Genomic DNA, 22,973 nt, shown 5'->3' on the forward strand with positions numbered 1-22,973 from the left:
GCAGGGAATGTACGCATGACCGAACGCGTGACGATCGAGCCGGGGGAGCAGGACGTCCTCATTGTCGTGGACGTGCAGGTCGATTTCCTGCCCGGCGGGGCGCTGGCGGTGCCGGAGGGCGATGCGGTGATCGCACCCATCAACCGGCTCGCAAAGCTCTTCCGGCACGTGGTGCTGACGCAGGACTGGCACCCGGAGGGACACGCCTCCTTCGCGTCGAGCCATCCCGCCAAGCAGCCCTTCGAGACAACCGAGCTGAATTACGGTCCGCAGGTTCTCTGGCCCGACCATTGCGTGCAGGGGACGTCCGGCGCCGAGATTCCCCGCGAACTCGACATCCCGCACGCGCAGCTCGTCATCCGCAAAGGCTACAATGCCGGGATCGACAGCTATTCCGGGTTCAAGGAGGCGGACCGGCGGACCTCGACCGGGCTCGCTGGCTACCTGAAGGAGAGGGGCTTCCGACGGGTCTTCTGCGTCGGGCTCGCCCTGGATTTCTGTGTCGCCTGGACGGCGCTCGACGCCGTGGAGGCGGGCTTCGACACCTACCTGATCGAGGATGCGTCGCGGGCGATCGACACCGGTGGCTCGCTTGCCAAGGCTCGCCACGACCTGGAGGCCGCGGACGTTCATACGATCAGGAGCGAGCAGATCGTCGGGGCGTGAACTCTGCGTCATGCCCAGCCTTGTGCCGGGAATCCACGTCTGGCCTTTATGGCAGTCGTCCTGAGAAGCCCTCATCCTGAGGAGGATTGCGTCAGCAATCCGTCTCGAAGGATGAGGGCGCCTCCAGAGAGCACTTGACGATCCTTCGAGACGCAGCTTTGCTGCTCCTCAGGATGAGGTGGAAGGGTTGAAATGAAATCACCGGCACGAGGCCGGTGATGACGTGAGGCATGTTGAGCGGACGCGGCTTAAACCGCCGTCCCGTGCAGGTCGTACTCGTCCGAGCTTTCGATCCTCACGTTGACGATCTCGCCCGGCTTCAGCGGCGTCTTCGCGGCCACGTAGACGACGCCGTCGATCTCGGGAGCGTCGTACTTGGTGCGGCCGGTCGCGACCGTGGCTCCCTGCTCGTCGATGATCACGGGAAGGGTGTTGCCGACCTTGCTCCTGAGGATCTTGGCACTGACCTTCTGCTGCGTCTGCATGAAGCGGTGCCAGCGCTCTTCCTTCACTTCCGGCGGCACGGCGCCGTCGATGTCGTTGGCGGGCGCGCCCTGGACCGGCTCGTACTGGAAGCAGCCGGCGCGGTCGATCCTGGCGTCCTTCAGCCATTGCATCAGGAAGTCCACATCCTCCTCCGTCTCGCCGGGGAAGCCGACGATGAAGGTCGAGCGGATGGCGAGATCGGGGCAGATCTCGCGCCACTTGTGGATGCGCTCCAGGGTCTTCTCCTGGTTGCCGGGACGGCGCATGGATTTCAGGACCCTCGGGGAGGCGTGCTGGAAGGGGATGTCCAGGTAGGGAAGGATCTTGCCCTCGGCCATCAGCGGGATGACCTCGTCCACATGGGGGTAAGGGTAGACGTAATGCATGCGCACCCACATGCCGAGATCGCCGAGTTCCCGGGCGAGCTCGAAGAAGCGGGTGCGGACCTCGCGGTCCTTCCACAGGCTGGGCTGGTACTTGATGTCGAGGCCGTAGGCGCTGGTGTCCTGGGAAATGACCAGGAGTTCCTTCACGCCGGCCTTGGCGAGTTTTTCCGCCTCGCGCAGCACGTCGGCGATCGGGCGGCTGACGAGGTCGCCGCGCAGCTTCGGGATGATGCAGAAGGAGCAGCGGTTGTTGCAGCCCTCGGAAATCTTCAGATAGGCGTAATGGCGCGGCGTCAGCTTCACGCCCTGGGGCGGAACGAGGTCCACGAAAGGGTCATGGGCCGGCGGCACGGCCTGATGCACGGCCGAGACCACGGATTCGTAGGCCTGCGGCCCAGTGATCGCGAGGACATTCGGGAATTGGTCGCGGATCTGCTCGGGCTCGGCGCCCATGCAGCCGGTGACGATGACCTTGCCGTTCTCGGCCATGGCCTCGCCGATGGCCTCAAGGGATTCTGCCTTGGCGCTGTCGAGGAAGCCGCAGGTGTTGACGATCACCACGTCGGCCCCGTCATGCTCCTTGGTCAGCTGGTAACCCTGGGCGCGAAGCTGGGTGATGATGCGCTCGGAATCCACCAGGGCCTTCGGGCAACCCAGGGACACGAACGAGACTTTCGGCGCGGGAGCATTCATCCGCAACATCCACTTATCTAATCGAAACCGACATCCGCGAGGCATCCGCCCGGAGCGGCGCATCGTGACGGAGCCGCGATGGGAGACCTGTCGATCGAGGGCAGGAACACTCGGCATGGTCGGGCAGGTTTGCGCTCGAGACCTGCCGGCGATGTCGCCTGGATCGATCCAGCGCCTCGCGCAGGCGTTCCAGGACATCGGGACCGCGGGACTTAAGACGCGACGTGCCTTTACAACACCGGGTTGGCCTTTACAACATCCGGTTTGACGCGGGCACCGTTCGCAATCGGAGGCGAGGGGGGCTCGGTCGGCGCGTTTGGCGGACGTTGAAGCCTGGCCGTGGAGCGCGGGATGGGGTGGCGGGATGGGGTGGCGCCTGGATAACACCCATCGCCACGGTTTGCGATCACGCGCGAGCCCCGGAAGTCGATGCTGCCCGATGAGAGGTTGGCCTAGTCTGCCAGCACCGCCCTGAGCTCCGATACAGCGTCAATGCGTCCCTGTCGGGGCGGCCTTGTCTATGACCGCTGCGAATTCCCGTTCATATAGGCGCGCCACTGCGTCGCCGGTGTACTTTCTCCCCTGGACGCGGAGCTTCTGCTTGTCGATCGGGGCGTCCAGCACGGCGATCATTTCGCTCGCGAGCACCTCGGGAGAATCCTGCTCTGCTATTCGGCCGTAACGCCCGAACCCAACCAGTTCGAGGGTGCCCATGGAAGCCTTGGTCACGACGACCGGGCAGCCCGCGTACTGGGCCTCGATGACGACCGTCGGCAAGGCCTCCCAGCGGGAGCTCAGCACCATGGCCGATGCTGAGGCCAGGAACGGAAAGGGGTTCTTGAAGCCAGGCATGTCCACATGGTCCTGCAGGCCCAGCATCCGGCACTCCTGCTCCAATTCCTCTCTGAGTGGGCCATCGCCCAGTATGATCAAGTGGGCCGGCCTCTGCTCGAGCACCCGGGCGAAGGCCCGGAGGAGCAGCGAATGATTCTTCTGCTCGACCATGCGCCCGACGTTCAGGAACACTGGGAGGTCACCGGTCATCCATGGATGATCGGCCTCCTGCGCGGCCAATTGATCGATGTTGTCCCCGATCACCACATTGGGCATGACCGAGAGAGGCAGGTCTTTCCGCCGCGTGAATGCGGCGACGGAGAGCAGGCTGCTCTGATCGACGCAGAAGATGCGCGCGAACCGGCCATAGACCCAGGGTGCCAGCCGGTAGGCGACGAGAGCGGCGATGCTCTTCTTGTCGACATGATAGACGGCATTCATGTCGCCGTGCTCGATCGCGATCATGGGGAGCCAGGGAACGAACCGACCTGCCAGTGCAGCCAGAACATTGGCTGCCACCAGGGCGGAGATCAGGATGTCGGGACGGCTTGTCCGCAACGCGCGTACGAGCTTTGGAAGGCTCCGCATGGCCCGCCCGGCTCCGAGGTCCGTGATGCGGACCGCAGGGGAGATGAGTGCCTCGCAAGGTCCCGTGCGATTGGCGATGATGAGCTCGACCTCGTGGCCGTTGGCAGCCAGGGCATTGGCAAGCATCACGTGAGCTCGCTCGCCTCCGCCGCCATCAAGGCTGCTGAGAAAGAGTGCGATGCGCATGTGGCGATCTGATTCCGGTTTCGCGGTATGGTCGGGCAGCCGTAGGAGCCGTTCGATCTTTCCGATATGGTTCAAGGACGTTCGCCTCGCGTGCCTATTAGAGTGTTGCGCCGACAATGGCAGGGAAAAGGTGCATGGCAGCCGTCTCGCATGAACATCTCTCATGGAGCCGCTTTCAGGAACCATCCGATGCTCGTTCATCATCCGGAGCATCGGCAGATTACCCTCGCGGACAGGGCTCCGTGAGTGAGAATTGGTATGAGAGCATGGAGCCTCTCACGGTGCATCGGTCTATGCTCCCGCCAGCCTAGCCCAGCCCGGGACGAAACGGGCCTTGGCGCCCGTATGTGCTGCAATGGAGAGCATGAGACCGTATCCGCGAGCTGATTAAGGCCGCGTTCGATGAAAGAGGCGAAGAGGGCGCGAAGTCTTCCTCAGCATTGCTCAGGTTGCCGTCATCGGGTTGGTTCTAGACTCTTTCAGACGCGTGCCGCCTGATTTTCCGGGCGCGTCCTTCCCATCCGACAAGAGGAGGCGCGACCGCCTCATGATCGTGCGACCCACACGGGAAAGCGCGTCCTGACACAGTGCCGCTACTCCGGACACGGTCGTGGGATAGTATCGCAGGTTGACCCTGTTTACCTTGTGAGCCGCCCAGGTTTCGTGCCAGGGTTCCGCCTCACCGAGGAAATGGTGCCCGAGAAGCCCTTCTGTCTGCCCGTGCTTGAGCGCTTCATGACTCAGCAACAATCCGGGCGAGCAATGCGCGAAACATTCGTCGTAGCCGATCTTGAGCTCCCACGACTTGTTGCCCCAGATCACGTCGAGGCGAACAGCTGCCGTCGCGTTGCCGATGGTCATGAAGCCGAGACGGAGGGCTCCCTCATGTGCCATCCGGGTGCAATACATCCGGAAGAAGGAGAAGCGTTTGCCATCATATTGAAGGCCCGTTGCGGTCCGGCCCTTCCAACCTGAGGACTCGACCCTGCAGAATTCGTCGAGCAGTTCGGGAAGTTCGTCGGGGCGCGGGCGGGTGATGCTGAATCGTACCACTCCGAGCTTCTCCGCGGCCTTTCGCTTGCGCCTTAATGTGCAGCGCCGTTTTGCCGACATGCGCTGTTCCACATCCCGGCCGATATCATCGAACAGAACAAAGGAATCCTGACTGCCGCTCGTCTTTTCTACCCATAGACCGGAGCGTGTCAGCCTTTTGAACTCCTGAACCTGCTCGCACGTGGTCGAGCTACCCCGCATAAAGACAGGGTAGCGCGCCATTCGCAAAACCTTGAGCAGGAGTTGCAGGTAATGGTCGTTTCGAGCGATCAGTCGCTGAGGCTCAGACAGCCTGTGGTCGAGACATTCCAACCGGTGGGCCAGGCCGTAGCGACGCAGAACGAACGGTGCTACGGCCTGGATGATTCCGGACTCCCGCAAGACGATGATGCACAGCCTGTCGTCTCGAAAGGCACGGGCCGCCGAAACGATCCACGCGAATTGAGCCATAGGCCACGGGATCTGCGAGGCGAGTGAATTCCACTCGCCCTCGAGGGCTTCGAGACGCGAGAGGTCACTCACCACCTCCACAGTCAGAGCCGTGCCAGCCACGCAAATGGAAAGAGGCTCCCCCCGCATCTTTCGAGTGCCCCTTAGACGAGGAAGAAGTCTTTGTGCGTGATGGCTAGGTGGGGAGACAGTTTGGCGATGGCCTTCTGAGAAGCACCGCCCGTTCCGTCGGGATCATAGTAAAGATTGCCCGTGTTGGAGTCGTAGATGATGCGATCGTTCGCATCGTGGGCGGCCGATCCGGTCCAGAATGCATGCTCCTTCAGGGTGCCCTTGGGGCCCGCCTTAGTGTAAATCGACCGGGCGAGTTGGATGGTGTCGTCCCGCACGTTGAAGTCGGTGATCGTGTCCTTGTTCCCATTCGTGGGAGAGACGTCGAACACGAAATTGTCCTTGCCGCGCCCACCCGTGAGAGTGTCCTTGCCGAGTTGTCCGTACAGAAAGTCGTTTCCCTTACCGCCACTCAGCTTGTCATTTCCCCGACCGCCGAACAGATAATCGTTGCCGTCCTCTCCGCTCAGATAGTCATGGCCGCCGTAGCCCTTGAGCCGGTCAGCGTCCTTGCCTCCATAGAGCCGATCACGTCCTGCATTGCCCAGAAGCGCATCGTCGCCGTTCCCACCGGAGAGCGTCACGCCTCCATAAAGAAAGCGGTCGGACGTCATGTCGATCAGATCGTTGCCTTCTCCGCCGTAGAACGTCGTGACGTTGACCAGGCGCGGCGCGTCGTAACCTTTGCGATCGAGAAAGATGATGTCGGGACTAGCGGTACCGGACAGCGTGAACTGATCGCTGGCGTCGCCCCATGTGGCTACGCTGGCAATGCCGGAAATGTCTCCGCCCATCTTCTCGGGCGGCTGAGTTGCCGTAGCCGGGTCGCCCGGCGTTCCGAGGTCCCCCCATTGAATGCCGAATTCGAACGTCCCATCCCAGTTCAGAAATTTCATGGTCCCAGCCTCGCTCATGACCGAACATCTTGCTCGGTAGCTCTTGGAACTTGGGCATTCTTCCTAGGATGAAGGCGTTGTTTTCATCGTCGGCATGCCCGTAGGCCAATATATTGCCGCGACCAGATAAGAAAAAAATAGCTCTAAATAGGGTATAATCCCTACCTCATGATAGAGCAGGAGCTAATACTAACTCGCTTCGCAGGAGATTGTGGAGATAACCGAACTAAAAACGATAAAGAATTTCACGTCAGGCGGGCCGTGCTATCGCATTCCTCAGCCATTTCCATCCTATCATTCTCAATTACAGATCATGATTGGTAATGGCGCGTCGTCAGGCAGGTTTAAGCAGATGAGATCGTCCTCAACAACTGCAGCCCTGGCTGCATCCGGTGCGGTTAAGTGATGCTATGCGCTGCGTTCGGCTCTCGTTCTCAAATGAGCCAGGACAAACCCCACCGCCAGAGCTGTGAGGCTGCCGCCGAAGGGTGCTCCGGCAATCGCGACAAGGAGTCCGTAAGGCAGGAGCATAGCAAATGTAATGAATCCGCCCAGCAAGGCTGCCAATAACAGCAAAACCATTTCAAACCTCAGCGCAGCAACATTGCTACTATGAGGTAATCCCTTATCGACTGTCTAGTCCCGAGACAGAGAAACCTTGCGCCATGCGCTGCCACGATGCCGCGGGAAGACCGCTGCCGAAGCAGACTGTCGAGTTGGTCCATAGCATGGCGGCGAAGGGCAGGGGAACTCCTGATTCCTGTAAATTACCTAGGTTAAAATTCGGCCGACCATCCCGAGGTAATCAACTCTGACGTCGAGGGATCAATAAGGATGGGAGGATCCCTCACCCCTTTGATAGTCGCTAACTCATTTTGGGCTCTGTGGAATTTCAGTGACTTAGTGCAGTGTGAGTGTTCAGCCGTCGGTTTTTCGGGATGACGGCGCCGTGTTCGAGTTCTCTGCGAGGGGTACCAAGTTCAGGGAGGGGTATTTGCTCCTACACAATGAGAAGGCGGCTCACCCGGGCTGCCCTGCAGATACGTTCCCCGCACTTGGAACAAAGCCAGAAGCTCACTCCACCCTGGCTCAGGCGATCCGTCACAATGCCGGACGATTTCCCCGGCAACCCGTGATCGTGTCATCCGCGTTCGAGCCTCTGACCTACAGGGATCTGCAGGCCGGACTCGATAAGGTCCGCCGTGAGCTGCGCCAGACCGGGTTCGGTTGCGACGCCCGGATCGGGGTGCTGATGCCGAGCGGGCCCGAGGCAGTCCTCGCCATCGTAGCGGTGTCCTGCTGCAGCGTAGCGGTTCCGCTCGATCCGCGTTTGCCTCTCCCGGAGCTTGGGCGACGTCTCGCCATTCTGCGCCTGAACGGTCTTCTTGTTCCGCGTGGCGGAGCTTCGGAAGCACGGCAAATCGCCGAGGAAAAAGGGATACCGATCATCGAGGCCGCTCCTGTCGGACAAGGCAGGCTCGGGCTCCGCATCATCGTGCGCTCCCCTGGTCCTCCCGTCGTCGACACGGAGCCGAACCCATCTTCGCCGGCCTTCATTCTGCAGACATCCGGCACGACCGCAGAGCCGAAACTGATCCCTTTCAGCCACATCAACATGCTGGCAGCCGCATTGCGACTTCAGACCTGGTTCGGACTCACGGCCCAGGACCGCTGCCTCAGCGTATCGCCATCCTATTATTCCCACGGGCTCAAGGTGACTGTCTTCACGCCACTCCTGACGGGCGGCAGTATCGCGATCCCGTCGAACATCGCCGTCCTTGCGTTGGACGAATGGTTCGATCACCTGCGACCGACCTGGTACTCGGCGGGGCCGACGCTCCACAACTCCGTGTGGGAGAAGGTGAAAAGCCTGTCAGGCGCGCCGATAGCACACACCCTTCGTTTCATCACGTCGGGCGGTGCGCCGCTTCCGAATGAGATCAGGGGCGGTTTGGAACGGATCCTCGGTGTTCCCGTCCTGGAGCATTACGGATCCAGCGAGGCCGCGCAGATCGCCGTCAACCGGCCGGGTCCCGGCGCAAGCAAGCCGCGAACCTGCGGACAGCCCTGGCCCGGCACGGTGATGATCGCAGATGCGCAGGGGAATTCGCTGCGGACCGGGGAGCGTGGAGAAATCTGGGTGCGCGGACCGACCGTGATGGCAGGCTATCTCGATGCACCCGAACACAATCATGCTTCCTTCGTGAAAGGTTGGTTGCGCACCGGTGATATCGGTAGTCTCGACAGCGATGGCTTCCTGTCTCTGCACGGCCGCATCAGCGAGACGATCAATCGCGGAGGAGAAAAGATCGCTCCACTTGACGTCGACAACGCGCTTCTGCGTCATCCGGCGATATCCGAGGCTGCGGCTTTCAAGATCCCGCATCCTCGCCTGGGCGAAGATATCGCGGCAGCCGTTGTTCTCCGCACGGGCGCGCAGGTCACACCTGCCGAGATCCGCAGCTTCCTGCAAGGTGAGCTGGCTTCGTTCAAAATTCCTCACCGGATTGTCATTCTCGACCAGCTGCCCAAGGGAATAACCGGCAAGGTGCAGCGGCGACGGCTCAGCGAAACGTTCGGGATGCAGACGAATCCGGCCCCTGTGAGGCGTGATGTCGGTAATACTGAGAAGCCATTGGATCTCGAAGCCGAGTTGCTGGCCCTTTGGCAGAAGCTTCTGAAATCCAAAACGTTAACGGTCGACGACGACTTCTTTCAATGCGGCGGAGACTCGCTTCTGGCAATGGAAATGCTGATCGAAGTCGAGCGCATCGTCGGACATCAGGTGCCTGAAACGATCCTGTTCGGGGCGGAAACCATCCGCCAGCTTGTTCCAAAGATTGCCGATGCGCCGATTGCGACGACGTCCCCTGTCTTCGAGTTTTACGCCGAGAGCAATAAATCCCCCCTGCATTTCTTTCATGGTGATCTCGCCAGCGGCCATTCGAGCCTGAGGCGGGTCGTGGAGCTTCTCGGTCGCGATTATCCGATTGCGTCCATCGATCCCCATGGCCTTCGCGGAGAGCCGCTGCCGTCCACGATCGAAGGCATGGCCGCCGATCGCTTGCCTCTCATCCTGGAAAGGCAGGTCAGCGGACCTTTCCTCCTCGGCGGCAAATGCAATGGTGCCATGGTGGCGTTCGAAACGGCCCGCCTGCTGGTGCAGGCTGGTCACGAGGTGGCGATGGTCGTCATGGTCGATCCGCCGATCGTCGGAGCCCGTCCCGTGTCACGGACGGTGCTCAGAATGATGAGGCACCTGGTTTCACCGCAGCGCCTCGGGCAGGTTCACGAGCAGCTCGCCTGGCTGGGTTGGTTCCTCAAGATTCCACCGGGCGAACGGATGATCCGCCTGACGCGGTTCCTGAACCTGCCGATGTGCGAGAAATCTGCCAGGGTCCGAGAGGCCCTGTCGAGTTCCAACCACGGCGTTCCGCCCGTGCTGTGGGATGTCTATGCGTCTGCGATGGCGCAATATCTTCCGGAGCGGCTCGATGTGCCTGTCGTCTTCTACGCGGCCGACTATGACGGACAGGCTTGGCGCCGCATCAGCCCACGCCTCGAAATGGTTCAAGTGTCAGGCGGGCACCGTGACTGTCTCACCACCGGGGCGGATCCTCTGGTGGACCATCTGCGGCAACGACTGGACCGACTAACAGACGGGACCGTCCGGTTGCAATAATCCGATCCTGTAGCGGAGGGCCATCTTCCGTGAAGTGAAACTGCTGTGCCATCAAGGATGCAGTGACGTTCAGAAATGAGTTGAGTGTATGCGAACCGAAGCTGAGCAAATTTTCGCCCCTGAACGTGCTCCATGCAGAAGGATGTGCCGCCGCAGACCACAGCCTGAGAGCGTTTGGGATCGAATTTAGAATTTGGGGACACTTCGCGACCAAACGCGAGGTCAGTGCTGTTCAACCTTTCTCCCTTCCCGGCCAGGCAGCGATGCAGCCAAGCAGCAGAGAATGGTCAACCGAACCAGGAAGCCATGCGATTGCTGCTGCAGACGTTGTACTTGAGTATTCCGCGTTACCTGAAGCGTTATGGTGCCTCAAATACATTTCTCTATGCGGCCTATCGGCTCGCCAACAGCACGGTCATCTTGCTGATCTTCAGGATCATTACGCTGGATCCGGGCGACATGGACTGGAGCCTGATAGCGGGACAGGACGAGCGATGGAAGTTCCTTGGTCCTGACGAACTGGGGCAATTCTCCGAGCAGGATCACTCTCTCGAACTGGATGCCGGCTTCCTCACGGCCGCCTTCGCCCGGGGCGACCGATGCTATGGCTTTGTCGAGAACGGTATCTTGGGATCTTACACCTGGTATGCGACGGGACCGACACCGCTTTCGATGCATCTGACCGCGCATTTTCGAAATGACTACATTTACATGTACAAATCCTTCACGGCGTTGGCATTCCGCGGACGGCGGCTTTGCGGAACCGGCGTCAGCCGGGCGCTCCATGCCCTAACGCGAGAGGGAATGCACAAAGGGCTCGTCAGCTATGTCGAGGTGCATAATCAACCATCCCTGAAGGCCCTAAGGCGGGCCGGCTTCCGGAATGTGGGAAGGGCGATTGTGCTGGGAGGCAAAAGCCCAAGGCTGTCTTATTCCACTCCCGGCAGCCCAGCGGTGTTCCGGATCAGGAGATTTTCAGCCTGATGCCTGATCGAGCTCGAAGCAGGCCGCGACCGTCAGCATCAAGCTCCTCGAGAGGATCCGTCGTTCCGCGTATCCTGTAGCGCTGAGGGTCCACTCGAACGTTGATCCAGTCTGTACGGATTTTCCGCCGGAACGCGCTTCGGACGGGCTGCCAATGCGGCGCTGACAGGACGAGGTTCAACAGGCGATAAGGTGAAGACTGTGATGGCGCAGATAAGAATCGATGCACAACAATGGAAAAAGCTCTCGATGTAGTCCCTGCGCTTCTCCTGATTGGCTGAAGCATGAATGGGTTTTCGATGACACGATGCCGACGCATTGACAGGCACGGGTACCACGAAATCGGAACTATCCGGACTTGTGTCCGCCGATCATAAAGACCAGCTCACAGCATCGACGCGCTGCCTTGCCCTTGAGTGCTAATTCACAATATGGCTGCTCCCACAGCCTGTGGCGATATCTGTGGGCTGGAGTAACTCACAATCTCCGCTCCCCGGACATTGAAGTTTAGCAGAAATTGATGATCATTCTAGACAGGCAATCGGCAAAGACCGGACAAAAATTAAACGGTTTCTCTGGCCCGATTGTCGTGAATGCGGGTCGTGTGGTCCCAGATGGCGAAATTGGAAGACGCAGCGTGCTGTTGACGCGCCGCCGTAAGGCGTGGGGGTTCGAGGCCCTCTCTGGGAGCCATTCTACTTGTCTGAGTTGCCCGCCATGTTCGATCAGAACGGTATGATTCAGCCGCGGTGGTGATCGCGTCCACCCGGCGTCCTGTCGCGCACGACACGGATGGACCCTTGGATGGAGCAGGCAATGCAGATCCTGTTCTCCTTGAGGTACGCATCTCTCAACCGGGGAAGAGGCATCAAGTTGCCTTGCAGGGTGGAATGAGGCCGTACGCGCGTCAATGGCTTCCAGCTTTGAAGAGCCGCTTTGTCCCTTCGGGGCTACTTCAGGAAGCTCGCTTCCCTTTCTCTGGAGATGCCGGGGAAACTGACTCCTAAAGTCGTACTGCGATTGATGGTCTTGTTTAATTCTGAGCACGTCAAATAATTCAAAATCAAAGGGCGTCGAAATTCGCAAGAATCGACCTTGCGCACCCTACCTTCTCGGCGATGTGTCCGAAATTCTGTACTGGATGTAATCAATGCATGAAGCAGCTCAGGTTCTCCGGTTTAAGTTGACCGGTGGAGACACGAAACGTATTTTCGATGTCATTGTAAGTGCTTTGGCGATCATATTTCTAGCGCCGCTGATGGCCGCGATATATCTCTTGATTATCCTGACAGACGGAGGACCTGCGATCATCGGGCATATGAGGCTCGGACCCTCCGGTTCAGTGTTTCCTTGCTTGAAGTTCCGCTCGATGGTCGTCGATGCTGCAGATGTTCTTGCGCGGCACCTTGAGAATGATCCGGCAGCTCGAGAGGAATGGCAGCAGAATCATAAGCTGATGAACGACCCGCGCATTACGCCGCTTGGCGCGATCCTGCGGAAGACGAGCCTCGATGAGTTACCTCAGTTTTTCAACGTGCTCTGGGGGCATATGAGCCTCGTGGGTCCACGTCCCATCACGTCTGAGGAGGTTCAGCACTACAACAAGTCGATGCACTTCTACTATCGAACACGCCCTGGAATAACCGGCCTGTGGCAGGTCAGCGGGCGCAACAACACCTCATATCCCTACCGGGTCATGCTGGATGAGGATTATGTCGCGAACTGGTCCTTCAAGCGTGACATCGGCATCCTCCTCAAGACTGTGGTTTGTGTCGTCACGATGGATGGATCCCGGTGATCGGCTGGGTCGCTCCCGGATCATTTGATGGGGCTTGATCATGTCCACGGAATGGAAAGACCATAGCCAATAGGAGCTCTCGCATAGTTCAGGCGAGGTAGCTTGGAAGAGACTGAGCAATGTATTTCGTACATCATGGATCTTGGCTATTCTGAATAACGGCCAGTGCTCATAGAGCCAAGCCTCAGCAAACGCTTCAGACCCGTGAGCCGGAAGACATTGAAAATCGACGAGTGAAGGAATTGTTCTGCTGATGTCGGTTGTAGATGGAATGAATGTTCGGATGAGCCACTCCGGCGTCGTCGAAAGCCATAAGAGGTCGAAGCGGCAGCGGTTGGCCTCGCTGATGGCCGCAACAGGAACCGTGCGGATGCTGGAAAAATTTCCGCAACGGAATTGCCTCGTGGTTCTCAATTATCATCGCATCGGCTCGACCAGCAACACTGCGGGAGACCCGAATCTGTACTCGGCGACCCCGAAGGACTTCGAGGAGCAGGTTCGCTGGCTCAAGTGGAACTATCATATCAGCTCTTTGGACGAGGCGATCGCCTTCGTCGAAGGGAAAGAAACTTTCCGTCGAACCGGAATTCTTCTGACTTTCGACGATGGATACAAAGACAATTACGATTATGCTTTTCCCATCCTGCAGAGAAACAAGGCACAGGGAACCTTCTTTATATGCACGTCCTATATCGGCAGTTCGCAGCTCCCCTGGTGGGATCAAATTGCGTATATGCTCAAGAACTCGAAGAAAGCCCAGATCGCCCTGAACTATCCTGAGCGCTTGAGCTTCGATCTGAGTAGCGATTGGCTGCAGGTGCTGGACCATCTCCTGGCGATCTACAAGTCGGGCCATGAGCTCGATAAGGACAAGTTTCTGCGAGAGATCGCCATCGCCACGGGATTGGGTGATCATCGTCCGAACCAGCGGATCTTCATCGACAAGGATGAATTGAAAGAGATGTCCGAGAGCGGAATGGCAATCGGCTCCCATACCCACTCTCATCCCCTTCTCAGCCATTTGAGCCAGGACGACCAGCTGGAAGAGGTCGTTTGTTCCAAGCGGATGCTTGAGGAGCATCTCGGCATCGACATTCAATCGCTTGCCTATCCCGTCGGGTCACCGGATAGTTTCGATGGTCGGACGCAAGAGGTCCTCTGCAAGGCCGGGTACAGGATTGCGTTCTCGTTCTATGGCGGGAGCAATGTCGTCGGGAGAACCAATCCCTACGACGTCCGCCGCCATCACGTCGGTATACGGGATGGAGAGGCGCTTTTCAGGGTCCGCACATCGACGGCTGCCGTCATAGGTTCGCCTCTGTTCTAAATCCTATCCGGGGCTTTCTCTGGCCCGGCGGATCCCGCCCTGAGGTTCGACCGCTCCATATGCATGGAGCGGCCAAAATAACCTCGAACCATTCGAAATGGCCGTGCGATTTCTTATGAGAAGAAGACAAGCACAATGACGCTTCGCGCACTAATTCTATCTGTGCTGATGGATCTGGAAAAGAGTTCTAGCCCATTTGCGTTCTATTCCTGGTGAAGTTCTGCGCATAGAGTTGCACAATATTCAGGCTTCGTTCCCAAAAATGGGTCACTCAATGAAAGTGGTTGTTGTTCCAGGAGGCGAACTTCCTGCAGATCTGGTGACCCGCTGGGGTCAACATCAGGAAAGTAGTCCTCTGCTGTTCAGTCCCTTTTTCCGGCCGGAATTCACGCAAGCGGTTGCTAAAGTGCGTCGCGACGTATTTGTGGGCGTGATCGATGGCGGTTCTGCATTCCTCCCGTTCCAGCGTAACTTTCTGGGATCCGGACAACCGGTCGGTGGTCCGGTATCGGATTATCACGGGTTCATCGCAGCCCCGGAATTTCGGTGCGACATGGTAGCCGTCATGCGAGGCTGCGGGCTGAGGACCTGGGGATTCAATCATGTTCTGGCGCAGCAGACCATGTTCGCGCCGTGGAGAGTGATCGACACGGATTCTCCTATCGTTGACCTGGATCAACACGAAGCTCCCGGTTCGACAGCTCTCTATGCCGATCACAGACGCAAGCGCCGGCGCCTCGAACGCGAGGTCGGCCCGATCGAGGTTGAACTGCAATCGACCGATCCATCGATGCTCCACTTCTGCCTCGAGTGGAAATCTGCCCATTACCGCCGCATTGGAGCGCCCGATCTCTTCTCAAGACCCTGGGCACGGGCGCTCATAGACGTGGTCGCGTCGCATCGAAGCCCCGAGTTTTCCGGAATGCTTTCAGTGCTGCGCGCCGGGGGGCAACCGATTGCCGCGCATTTCGGGCTGCGGTCGGGGAACGTCTGGCACTACTGGTTCCCGACCTATAACCCGCAGTTCCAGCGCTATTCTCCAGGGATCCTCTTGTTGCTGGACATGATGGCCGGCGCGAAGGAGCTCGGCATGAGCAGGATTGATTTCGGACGAGGGGACAACGACTACAAGCTCAGGATCGCAAACCAAAGAGTGCCGCTTATCGAAGGAACCGTCGTGACAAATCCTTTTATCTGGCAGTGCCGCTCCAGGATCGCGCAACTCGTAAAAGCTGCTCCCGCAGTCAAGTCGTTGTTGAAACCCGCACATAGGATCTTCAAGGAAATGGACCGCGTCGCAAAACTTCGGTGAGTCCTGGATGAAGTGCTCCGCTCGGATGCGGGCCTTAAGGTGTGAATGGATGCCGTCAATATAGGCAGGGAACGCGGGAGTGATGCTTATGAATTTTAGAGAAATTCTGGCCTCCGTCGTGCTGATGGCAACGATCGTCCCCACCGTGTCGGCCAAGGCGGAGATTCTTTATGTTTCAGTCTCAGGGAACGACTCGAATCCAGGGACTTCGGACCAGCCATTGCGGACGATTACCAAGGCCGCCGAAGAGGCAAAACCCGGAACGAAAGTGACGGTTCTGGGTGGATTGTACAAGGAAGTCGTCATCATCTCGGCCGGCGGCACCTCCGACCTCCCAATCGTGTTCGAGGCGGCACCTGGAGAACAAGTCATTATTGACGGGCAGGAGACGCCGCCCGACACGAACCTGGTTCAGATCAGCGCCAACTACATCACTTTTCGTGGCTTCACCGTTCGCAACTCTACGCGAGGCGGTATTACCGCTTGGGGAACGCACGACGTCCGCATCGCGGATAACAAAGTCCAAGGGAGTAAGAAAGCCGGCATCTGGGTCGGCCACGCCGAGGCTGGACATTCGTACGCGAATCTCGTCGAAGGCAACGAGGTATGGAACAACTGTCTGGAGAACCTTACACCCACATCCAATGGTGGGTGGCCTCAAGGCATCAGCCTCCAGGCTTCCGATAGGAGCGCCATCATAGGAAATCGGGTCTACAGGAATTACGGCGAAGGTATCGGAACGCTATCGACACACGATGTCCGGATTTCCGGGAATGCCGCTTTCGACAATTACAGCGTGAACATTTATCTCGATAATGCTCCATCGACCGTTGTCGAGGATAACAAGGTTTATCATACCTACGCGAAGGAATTTTATCGATACGGGTTGCCTGCCAAAGGCATTATGATCGCGAATGAGTATACCGGGATTGAACTCCCTTCCAAGAATATACGAGTGACGCAGAATAGGTTGGGTGGCGTTGGGAGGGTGACATACGGCGATTATCAGCGCGCCTCCGGATTGATCGACAGCGTTATCAACCTGAATACGGTCCTCGATAAGCCTGAATCGCTGTGGTGATTTGCGGTGTTCGTTGTCGATGAGGTCTCAAGCGGCACGATATCACGGTAGTCAGTAAGCCCGGACACCCGTTCCCATCCGACTCTTCCCAGGACAATCCGTTGAAGCCGCCTCCCGGAGTGGGCGGGGATATTGCACGCCGCATGTTCGGCGAGTTCAAGAAGGCCTTGGGGTCGTGTCCCAGGCTTGACGATTTCGCTCAACGGTCTGTCTCGAGAAACCACAGAGCCGCCACCGTTCACGATCTAGGATCATCTATCCCGAAGTATAGGAAAATTCTGGTCCCATACCTCCGGGATTACCCATAATTTCCATTGTTCGGCGCCGCTGGTCATTCACTTCCCTAGACGGCTCAATCTCCCAACGATCCCTAGGTTCAATAAGTGGCAGTGTTCTAACTCGGAAGATCAATGCAGGACGACCGGAGGCGGCGTTAGATTTGGATGGAGTTGAAAAGGCATCCATGGCTCAGGACGGAAGCTTCCTGGGCGGTGTGGTTCCAATTCCTTATGATGAAAAGGAACAATGATGCATAAGATTTCAGCTGCGATATTTCAGGTTTCCGGACTGCGGTAGCGATCGATGTTTTCTCGACATGAGTTGAACCGCAAGGTTGCCGCGGGCGCGCTTTGGGCCCACTTGGCATTCGTAAGCACCAAGCTGATCACATTGCTCAACATGGCTGTCCTGGCCCGATTGCTGGGGACAGATGATTTCGGCCTGGTGGCGGCGGGTCTGGCCGTTCTGGCGCTTCTCGAAGCAGTGTCGGAGGGGGGAGTCGGAGCTGCCGTCGTTTGGCGCCGTGAGGATCCCGAGAAGACTGCCGCCGTAGCCATGGCGATCAGTATCATCGGCGGAGTCCTGGTCGGTGGAGTGGCATTCATCGCAGCGCCTGTCGTCTCCACGATCTTTTTTGATGACCGATCAACCGATATTATGCGGGCCTTGTCAGTGTGTCTCCTCCTGGCTGGGCCCTCTTCGGTCTTCGTTGGCCTTCTCCAGCGGGACTTGGCCTTCCGGAAGCGGATTATCCCAGAAGTCATCAAGGCTGTTACCAAGACAGTCGTGTCGGTCGCCCTCGCATTTTCTGGCTTCGGCGCCTGGAGCCTTATTTACGGTCACATTACGGGAATGGTTGTTGGCCTTGTGGCGCTCTGGTGGCTGGCAGGATGGTCTCCTCGCTTGTCGCTGGATCGCAAGATCGTCTCCGACATCCTCCCATTTGGTATCCAGATGACACTTGTCGGTATCGTAAGTGTCGTCAGCAAGAATGCCGATTATATGCTTATCGGGCATTTCCTGGACGTTGCGACGTTAGGAATCTACGTTCTTGCGTTCACTCTGACGGATCAGATCATCCTGGGGATATGCTGGGCCGCTAGCCAAGCTTTATTCGCGGCATACGGCGCCATCCAAGCCGATCTTCCGGCTTTGCGTCGCTCGTATGAGGATAGCCTGACCGGCATTGCCGCCTTAACGCTACCTGCCGCTGCAGGACTCATGATCGTTGCCGCTCCGATGGTCCATGTTCTCTATGGTGAGAAATGGACCAATGTCATTCCGGTGGTGCAGGTCCTCGCTGTCTACGCGATGGTGCATTCGGCGGCATTCAATGTGGGTGATCTCTTCAAAGCCATGGGGCGGCCGTGGGTGCTGACCTGGACGAACGTCCTCGGCCTTGTGCTTGCGCCACCTGTTGCATTCATTTCCACCCGTTGGGGCGTGGTCGGATTCGCCATCGGTCAGATCGTGATCATGATCATCCTATCGATCGTGCGACTCGTGATTGCCAATCGACTCGTCGGGATCGGCCCCAGGATATTTGCTCGCTCCTTGAGGTGGCCGTTGCTGTCGACGATCGTGATGGCAGGTGTAACGATTGGCATCGACAATCTCGTCCATATCAAGGGAGATTTGCCCAGGCTGATTATTTTGATCGCCGCCGGTGTGACAAGTTACGTTATTTCACTTGCATTGACTGCACCGTCCCTTCTGTCAGCAGTCGCAGCAATTGCGCGTCCGAAGCGTCAGCAGTTGATGTCGCCCTGATGAATACAATGATGGCTCGCTCCATGAAGCTGACGCGAACGCACAGACACATTGCGCTTGCTCTGGTTGCAGCGGCTCTTGCGGCGACCGCTTTAGCGCCAGTAGAGACGCTCGTGGCGCTGGGCGCCATCCTCGGGGCGGCAGCCTTGTATCGCTGGCCCCAGTATGGTGTGGCGCTGCTCGTGACAGGAACCGTCACAAATGCCTTCGGTGTCGCATCAAACGTGCACGGCCTGCCAGGAATTCAGACACCTCTAACCGTCGCCCTCGCGGCTATTCTCATGATACGCTGGATCGTCGGCAAGGAGGATCTGACGGCCGGATTTAGGTTTGTCCCTTTGCTGGTATGTGTCTTCAGCATCTCTCTATTGTCGCTTATCCATATTGAGGACTTTGAACCGACTTTTGAGAGATTGAGCGAGCACGCTAGAGATCTCGCTACTGCGGCAGTCGTCATCGCCTATCTTACGTCTCGCAATCGGTTGGGAACGACTATTCGGACGACCGTGCTGGCAATGGGAGCAATCGCGCTTCTGAGCGTGAAGCAATATCTTTCAGGGAGCTTCGATAACTCGGCTTTCGGGTTCGCCCAGGCGGCCATAAACCAGATCGCCGGCGAAGTTCACCAATGGCGAATTTCGGGGACCCTGCCGGATGCGAACTACTATGGCCAGATCCTTGTCATGACGCTGCCGCTGGCATGTGGTCTGGCCTTCATCGAGAAGAATCCGGTTGTCCGCCTCCTGTTCGCGCTCTGTGCACTGGCAATCCTGGCTGCGACCCTCTTCACCTTCTCTCGAGGAGCGATCCTGGCGATTGCAGCGATGGTGGTTGCCGGGATATTGACACTTCGTGCGCGCTGGCAGCTTCTCGGTGTCGCGTGCTTGCTGGCTGTGGTGGGAATTGCCGCAATGCCCAGCTCTTTTCTCGCCAGGATCGAGTTGATTGTTCAGGCGATCCAAATTCAGATGACCGGAGATCAGGCCATCAGCGATCCGTCACTGAGCGGCCGGATCGCGGTGATGGGTACGGCCCTGCGCATGTTCTGGGATCATCCCATGGTGGGGATCGGATTGGGACAATATACCGGACACTACAGCCAGTATGCTCTGGCTTCGGGGATCGACCCAGGCGCCGCGCCAAACCCGCATAGCCTTTATCTGGAGGCGCTTGCCGAGGAAGGTGTCTTCGGGATCTTCAAGCTCCTCACGGTCATCGTCGTCGCTCTGATGATAGGGATACGTGGCGCAAAACTTCTGTACGCGAAGAACCAAACGCGCGACGCCGCGCTTGCGACCAGCCTGTGCCTCAGTTTCATCGGGTACCTCGCAACGGCGGTCTTCCTTCACGGTGCATTCTTGCGCTTCTTTTGGATCGAGATCGCACTCGTTCTGTCGCTATGGCGGATCAGCATTGTCGCTACGCCAAGAGAAAACCCAATACGTGCCAAGAAAGAATGGAGTCCTACAATGATGCAAAGGGCGCTGTCGTCTGCCGAGGTGCTCGGCATTATCAGGGAACGGAAGTATCTCATAGGAGCTGTTACAGCCGCTTTCATGCTGGTTCCGATGCTGCAGGAACAGCAATCATCCGCGGAAAGCACGCTTCTTTATCGGTTCGGCAGAGAGTACTTCCCCGTGCGGCCTGGCGAGGAGCATCGCAACTGGGGTGAGAATGTCCAGGTGTCGCTCGATGCCGCCCTATTCACGGAGATGCATCTTCTCCGGAGCCGGGAGGTCATCGAGTCGACTGTCGCCGAGATCGGGTTGGACAAGCTCAAGGATACGAAAGAATCCGCACTGTCCGGCGTTCAAGCACAAGCGATGCGGGTCCTGAAATCCGTATTCACTTTGGGCGGTCTGCTCGACTTCGGAAAGGCGGACGCGCCATCGAAGAGGGCCGTAGATCCAACCGTCGCTGCCGCAAAGGATCTTGCCGACAGGTTACGTATACGGCGTGTCGAAGGCGCGGCCATGATCGCCGTAGGGATTCAGGATCCCAATCCTGAGTTGGCGGAAAAAATCATAACAGCACATGTCGACTCATATCTGCGCAAGCGGCAGCAATTGTTCGAAAGGGACCCATCGAAGTTCTACAGCACGGAAATTGCGAAGGCGCAGATCGAGTTGAACAGCATTTCGGAGAAGATGAACTCCCTTCGTCTCCAGCAGGGTGTTCCTGACGAATCCGTCGAGCACTCCGTCTTGTCCGATCGGCTTATCGCCCTGGAGAGGCAGAGAGAGAGCATGAGACAGGCGGAAATCCCGGTTCTGCAGAAGGATCTGAAGGATACCCGCGAGGCCCTGTTTGGCCTGAATGCGTTGACCGCTACGACAAAGCTTCTTGAAGCGCGCTATAGAAGCGTCGCCGAGAACCTGGAAAGGATGCTGCAGGAGCAGAACAGGTGGCGACTCGACAGCGCCTACGTTCGGGAACTCGGACCTACGATCGAAATTGTCGAGCCGGCCGCGTTCAGCGCGCGCCCAGCTGGGTTGCCGCGGGTTGCACGAATGACTCTGGGCGGCGTGATCGGTTTCGTTCTCATAAACGCGCTTCTCATCGGTCTCGCGACACTCGGACGGAAGAAAAGGCCAAGTGTGCAGCCGCTTCAAACCGAGCCGCCGCGTGTAAAGGTATACTCAAATTCCTGAGTGCCAACGCATTATCGGAACACCTCTCATACGATACGGCGTGTCACTCGCTCACAGCCGTTACCTGGCAGGATGGCAGGCTCAGACCATTTCTCGGCGAACCGGATGCGGTTCGCCGAGAAATACGGCTCGACAAAGAAGAGAGCTGTTATTGTCCTAGAGGAGACGCCTCTCGGGTACAAGTGATGTAACGCGACCTGTTGACCGCGATGTAGCGAAGGCAGGCTTCTCTCAAAAGAGGTATGTGCGCTTTTGCTTGGCCATTGAGGCCTAATTAAGCTGTACCTCGTCGGAGCAAATAGATGAGAGGCACGTGTTCTGCTAGCATAATATTGCCTTGGTGGAAGTAGTTTGCTTGGCAATTTTTCACAAATCTCAGTTATGATGTCGAAGCCTATCCTTCAGGGAATGGCCTGAGGCCGGCGGGCGAAAGGAAATCTTTTGTTGGCTCACCCATCCGTCAATCGAGTAGAGTTCGCGCCGAGCTTCACCGCCAATCAGGTCGCAAAGCCTGAGAAGAGGCGTTTGGCTGTTATCGTCACCGAGTTTCCTAAAACGACCGAGACGTTCATCATGCGGGATGTGATTGCATTCTCGCAGAAAAACTATGACATTCGTATCTATCATCTCACCCATTTCAACCGGCACGAGGTCGTCCACGACTTCGCAAAGGAAACGATCGCCTGGTCTCGCGATTTTGCCTATTTCGCATCAGGAGATGTGATCGGCGCTTTGCTCAGGACTCTGTTGAGAAGGCCGCGGGTTTTGGGCCGGATCCTTCGTGACATTCTCGTGGGCTGTCGCAAAGATCCCGTGATGATGCTGAAGTCCCTGTTCATCCTGCCGAAGTCTCTTCGCATTGCGGAGGATATTCGCGACTGGGGTGGCGACCATGTTCATGCGGCCTATGCCGGTCACCCCGCGACATGCGCGTGGATCGTACGGCGTGCAGCCGGTGTGCCGTTCAGCGTCAGCTGTCACGCCCATGACATCTTTGAGACCCAGGCGCTTCTTAGCACAAAACTCCCGGAAGCGGACTTTGTGCGGACGATCAGCGAGTATAACCGTAAGTACATCCTCAGGCATGTTCCCTCACTAGCCCCTAATCCCCCAGTCGTTATTCACGTCGGCGCATTTCTCGAGAACATCATCCCGTCGACGGTATATCCACGCGATCGGTTTCGCGTGCTTTATGTCGGCTCACTTGAGTATAGGAAAGGGGTGGATGTGCTGCTACGAGCGCTCGCCCAAGCCAATTTGGGAGAATGGCGCTTGGACGTTCTGGGCGGCGGCCCGGAGCGCAAAGCGTTAGAGACGCTGTCAGCTGAACTCGGACTCTCAGATCGAGTCACATTTCATGGCGCTCAACCGAACGAACGTGTTGCAAAAGTCATGTCGCAGGTCAGTGTCATGGTCGTCCCGAGCCGGATCGGACCGAGAAACCAGACTGAAGGTCTTCCGACTGTCATAGTGGAGGCATTTGCCCACGAAAGGCCCGTCGTCGCATCCCGTCTGACGGGCATTCCCGAAATCGTTGTCGATGGTGAGACCGGATGGCTGTTCGAGGTCGACGACGTATCCGGCCTTACCCGCGCGCTGGAGGAGGTCCAGTCGAACCCTCAGGAGGCGCTGCGTCGTGCATCTAGTGGAAGGAATCTCGTGGTAAGCGAGTTTGATCAAACGAAGAATGCGGGATCCCTTCTGTCGATGATCGACTCTTTCGTCCAGGCGAGACGATAG

The 22,973-nt window shown here is 57.9% G+C and carries 14 protein-coding genes and 1 tRNA gene; 11 read left to right on the plus strand and 4 right to left on the minus strand.

The features are described from left to right. Positions 1 to 15 precede the first annotated feature (15 nt). Positions 16 to 666, plus strand: a complete 651-nt coding sequence (gene pncA, locus AB4097_RS07675) for a bifunctional nicotinamidase/pyrazinamidase (protein WP_442038117.1) — start codon at positions 16 to 18, stop codon at positions 664 to 666. A 248-nt stretch (positions 667 to 914) separates the two neighbouring features. Here the strand turns inward: pncA and rimO are convergent, their stop codons facing one another. From rimO to AB4097_RS07695, 4 genes are all read right to left on the minus strand, one after another. Continuing rightward, positions 915 to 2,231, minus strand: coding sequence for a 30S ribosomal protein S12 methylthiotransferase RimO (gene rimO / locus AB4097_RS07680; RefSeq protein WP_442038119.1), 1,317 nt, complete (start codon positions 2,229 to 2,231; stop codon positions 915 to 917). A 489-nt stretch (positions 2,232 to 2,720) separates the two neighbouring features. Then, positions 2,721 to 3,839: a glycosyltransferase gene (locus AB4097_RS07685; protein ID WP_442038121.1), complete on the minus strand. Its 1,119-nt coding sequence runs from the start codon at positions 3,837 to 3,839 to the stop codon at positions 2,721 to 2,723. A 444-nt stretch (positions 3,840 to 4,283) separates the two neighbouring features. Next, entirely contained in the window at positions 4,284 to 5,414 is a 1,131-nt protein-coding gene (locus AB4097_RS07690) for a GNAT family N-acetyltransferase (RefSeq protein ID WP_442038123.1), read from the minus strand. A gap of 71 nt (positions 5,415 to 5,485) precedes the next feature. Continuing rightward, entirely contained in the window at positions 5,486 to 6,349 is an 864-nt protein-coding gene (locus tag AB4097_RS07695; RefSeq protein ID WP_442038125.1) for a calcium-binding protein, read from the minus strand. Positions 6,350 to 7,298: 949 nt separating this feature from the next. Here AB4097_RS07695 and AB4097_RS07700 point away from each other — a divergent pair. The 10 genes from AB4097_RS07700 to AB4097_RS07745 all read left to right on the plus strand — a co-directional run bounded on the left by AB4097_RS07700 (position 7,299) and on the right by AB4097_RS07745 (position 22,973). Continuing rightward, positions 7,299 to 10,031, plus strand: coding sequence for an AMP-binding protein (locus tag AB4097_RS07700; RefSeq protein ID WP_442038127.1), 2,733 nt, complete (start codon positions 7,299 to 7,301; stop codon positions 10,029 to 10,031). A gap of 225 nt (positions 10,032 to 10,256) precedes the next feature. Next, a complete protein-coding gene (locus tag AB4097_RS07705) occupies positions 10,257 to 11,015 on the plus strand; it encodes a hypothetical protein (protein ID WP_442038129.1) in 759 nt (252 codons plus the stop codon). A gap of 608 nt (positions 11,016 to 11,623) precedes the next feature. Beyond that, positions 11,624 to 11,708 (plus strand) — tRNA-Asn (locus AB4097_RS07710). A gap of 457 nt (positions 11,709 to 12,165) precedes the next feature. Next, on the plus strand, positions 12,166 to 12,813 hold the full coding sequence (locus AB4097_RS07715) for a sugar transferase (protein ID WP_442038131.1): 648 nt from the start codon (positions 12,166 to 12,168) through the stop codon (positions 12,811 to 12,813). 346 nt (positions 12,814 to 13,159) lie between these two features. Beyond that, entirely contained in the window at positions 13,160 to 14,140 is a 981-nt protein-coding gene (locus tag AB4097_RS07720; protein ID WP_442038133.1) for a polysaccharide deacetylase family protein, read from the plus strand. Positions 14,141 to 14,414: 274 nt separating this feature from the next. Next, a complete protein-coding gene (locus AB4097_RS07725) occupies positions 14,415 to 15,452 on the plus strand; it encodes a GNAT family N-acetyltransferase (protein ID WP_442038135.1) in 1,038 nt (345 codons plus the stop codon). 88 nt (positions 15,453 to 15,540) lie between these two features. Continuing rightward, on the plus strand, positions 15,541 to 16,533 hold the full coding sequence (locus AB4097_RS07730) for a NosD domain-containing protein (RefSeq protein WP_442038137.1): 993 nt from the start codon (positions 15,541 to 15,543) through the stop codon (positions 16,531 to 16,533). Between the two features lie 600 nt (positions 16,534 to 17,133). After that, a complete protein-coding gene (locus AB4097_RS07735) occupies positions 17,134 to 18,582 on the plus strand; it encodes a lipopolysaccharide biosynthesis protein (protein ID WP_442038139.1) in 1,449 nt (482 codons plus the stop codon). A gap of 23 nt (positions 18,583 to 18,605) precedes the next feature. Next, on the plus strand, positions 18,606 to 21,233 hold the full coding sequence (locus AB4097_RS07740; RefSeq protein WP_442038141.1) for an O-antigen ligase family protein: 2,628 nt from the start codon (positions 18,606 to 18,608) through the stop codon (positions 21,231 to 21,233). Positions 21,234 to 21,677: 444 nt separating this feature from the next. Continuing rightward, positions 21,678 to 22,973, plus strand: a complete 1,296-nt coding sequence (locus tag AB4097_RS07745; protein ID WP_442038144.1) for a glycosyltransferase family 4 protein — start codon at positions 21,678 to 21,680, stop codon at positions 22,971 to 22,973.

It is taken from the genome of Microvirga sp. 2MCAF35 (assembly GCF_052115545.1).
Taxonomy (GTDB): domain Bacteria; phylum Pseudomonadota; class Alphaproteobacteria; order Rhizobiales; family Beijerinckiaceae; genus Microvirga.

Coding starts and splice junctions, on each gene's coding strand:
- pncA (WP_442038117.1), top strand. CDS start 16: ATGACCGAACGCGTGACGATCGAGCCGGGGGAGCAGGACGTCCTCATT.
- rimO (WP_442038119.1), bottom strand. CDS start 2,231: ATGAATGCTCCCGCGCCGAAAGTCTCGTTCGTGTCCCTGGGTTGCCCG.
- AB4097_RS07685 (WP_442038121.1), bottom strand. CDS start 3,839: ATGCGCATCGCACTCTTTCTCAGCAGCCTTGATGGCGGCGGAGGCGAG.
- AB4097_RS07695 (WP_442038125.1), bottom strand. CDS start 6,349: ATGAAATTTCTGAACTGGGATGGGACGTTCGAATTCGGCATTCAATGG.
- AB4097_RS07715 (WP_442038131.1), top strand. CDS start 12,166: ATGCATGAAGCAGCTCAGGTTCTCCGGTTTAAGTTGACCGGTGGAGAC.
- AB4097_RS07720 (WP_442038133.1), top strand. CDS start 13,160: ATGGCCGCAACAGGAACCGTGCGGATGCTGGAAAAATTTCCGCAACGG.
- AB4097_RS07725 (WP_442038135.1), top strand. CDS start 14,415: ATGAAAGTGGTTGTTGTTCCAGGAGGCGAACTTCCTGCAGATCTGGTG.
- AB4097_RS07730 (WP_442038137.1), top strand. CDS start 15,541: ATGAATTTTAGAGAAATTCTGGCCTCCGTCGTGCTGATGGCAACGATC.
- AB4097_RS07740 (WP_442038141.1), top strand. CDS start 18,606: ATGAAGCTGACGCGAACGCACAGACACATTGCGCTTGCTCTGGTTGCA.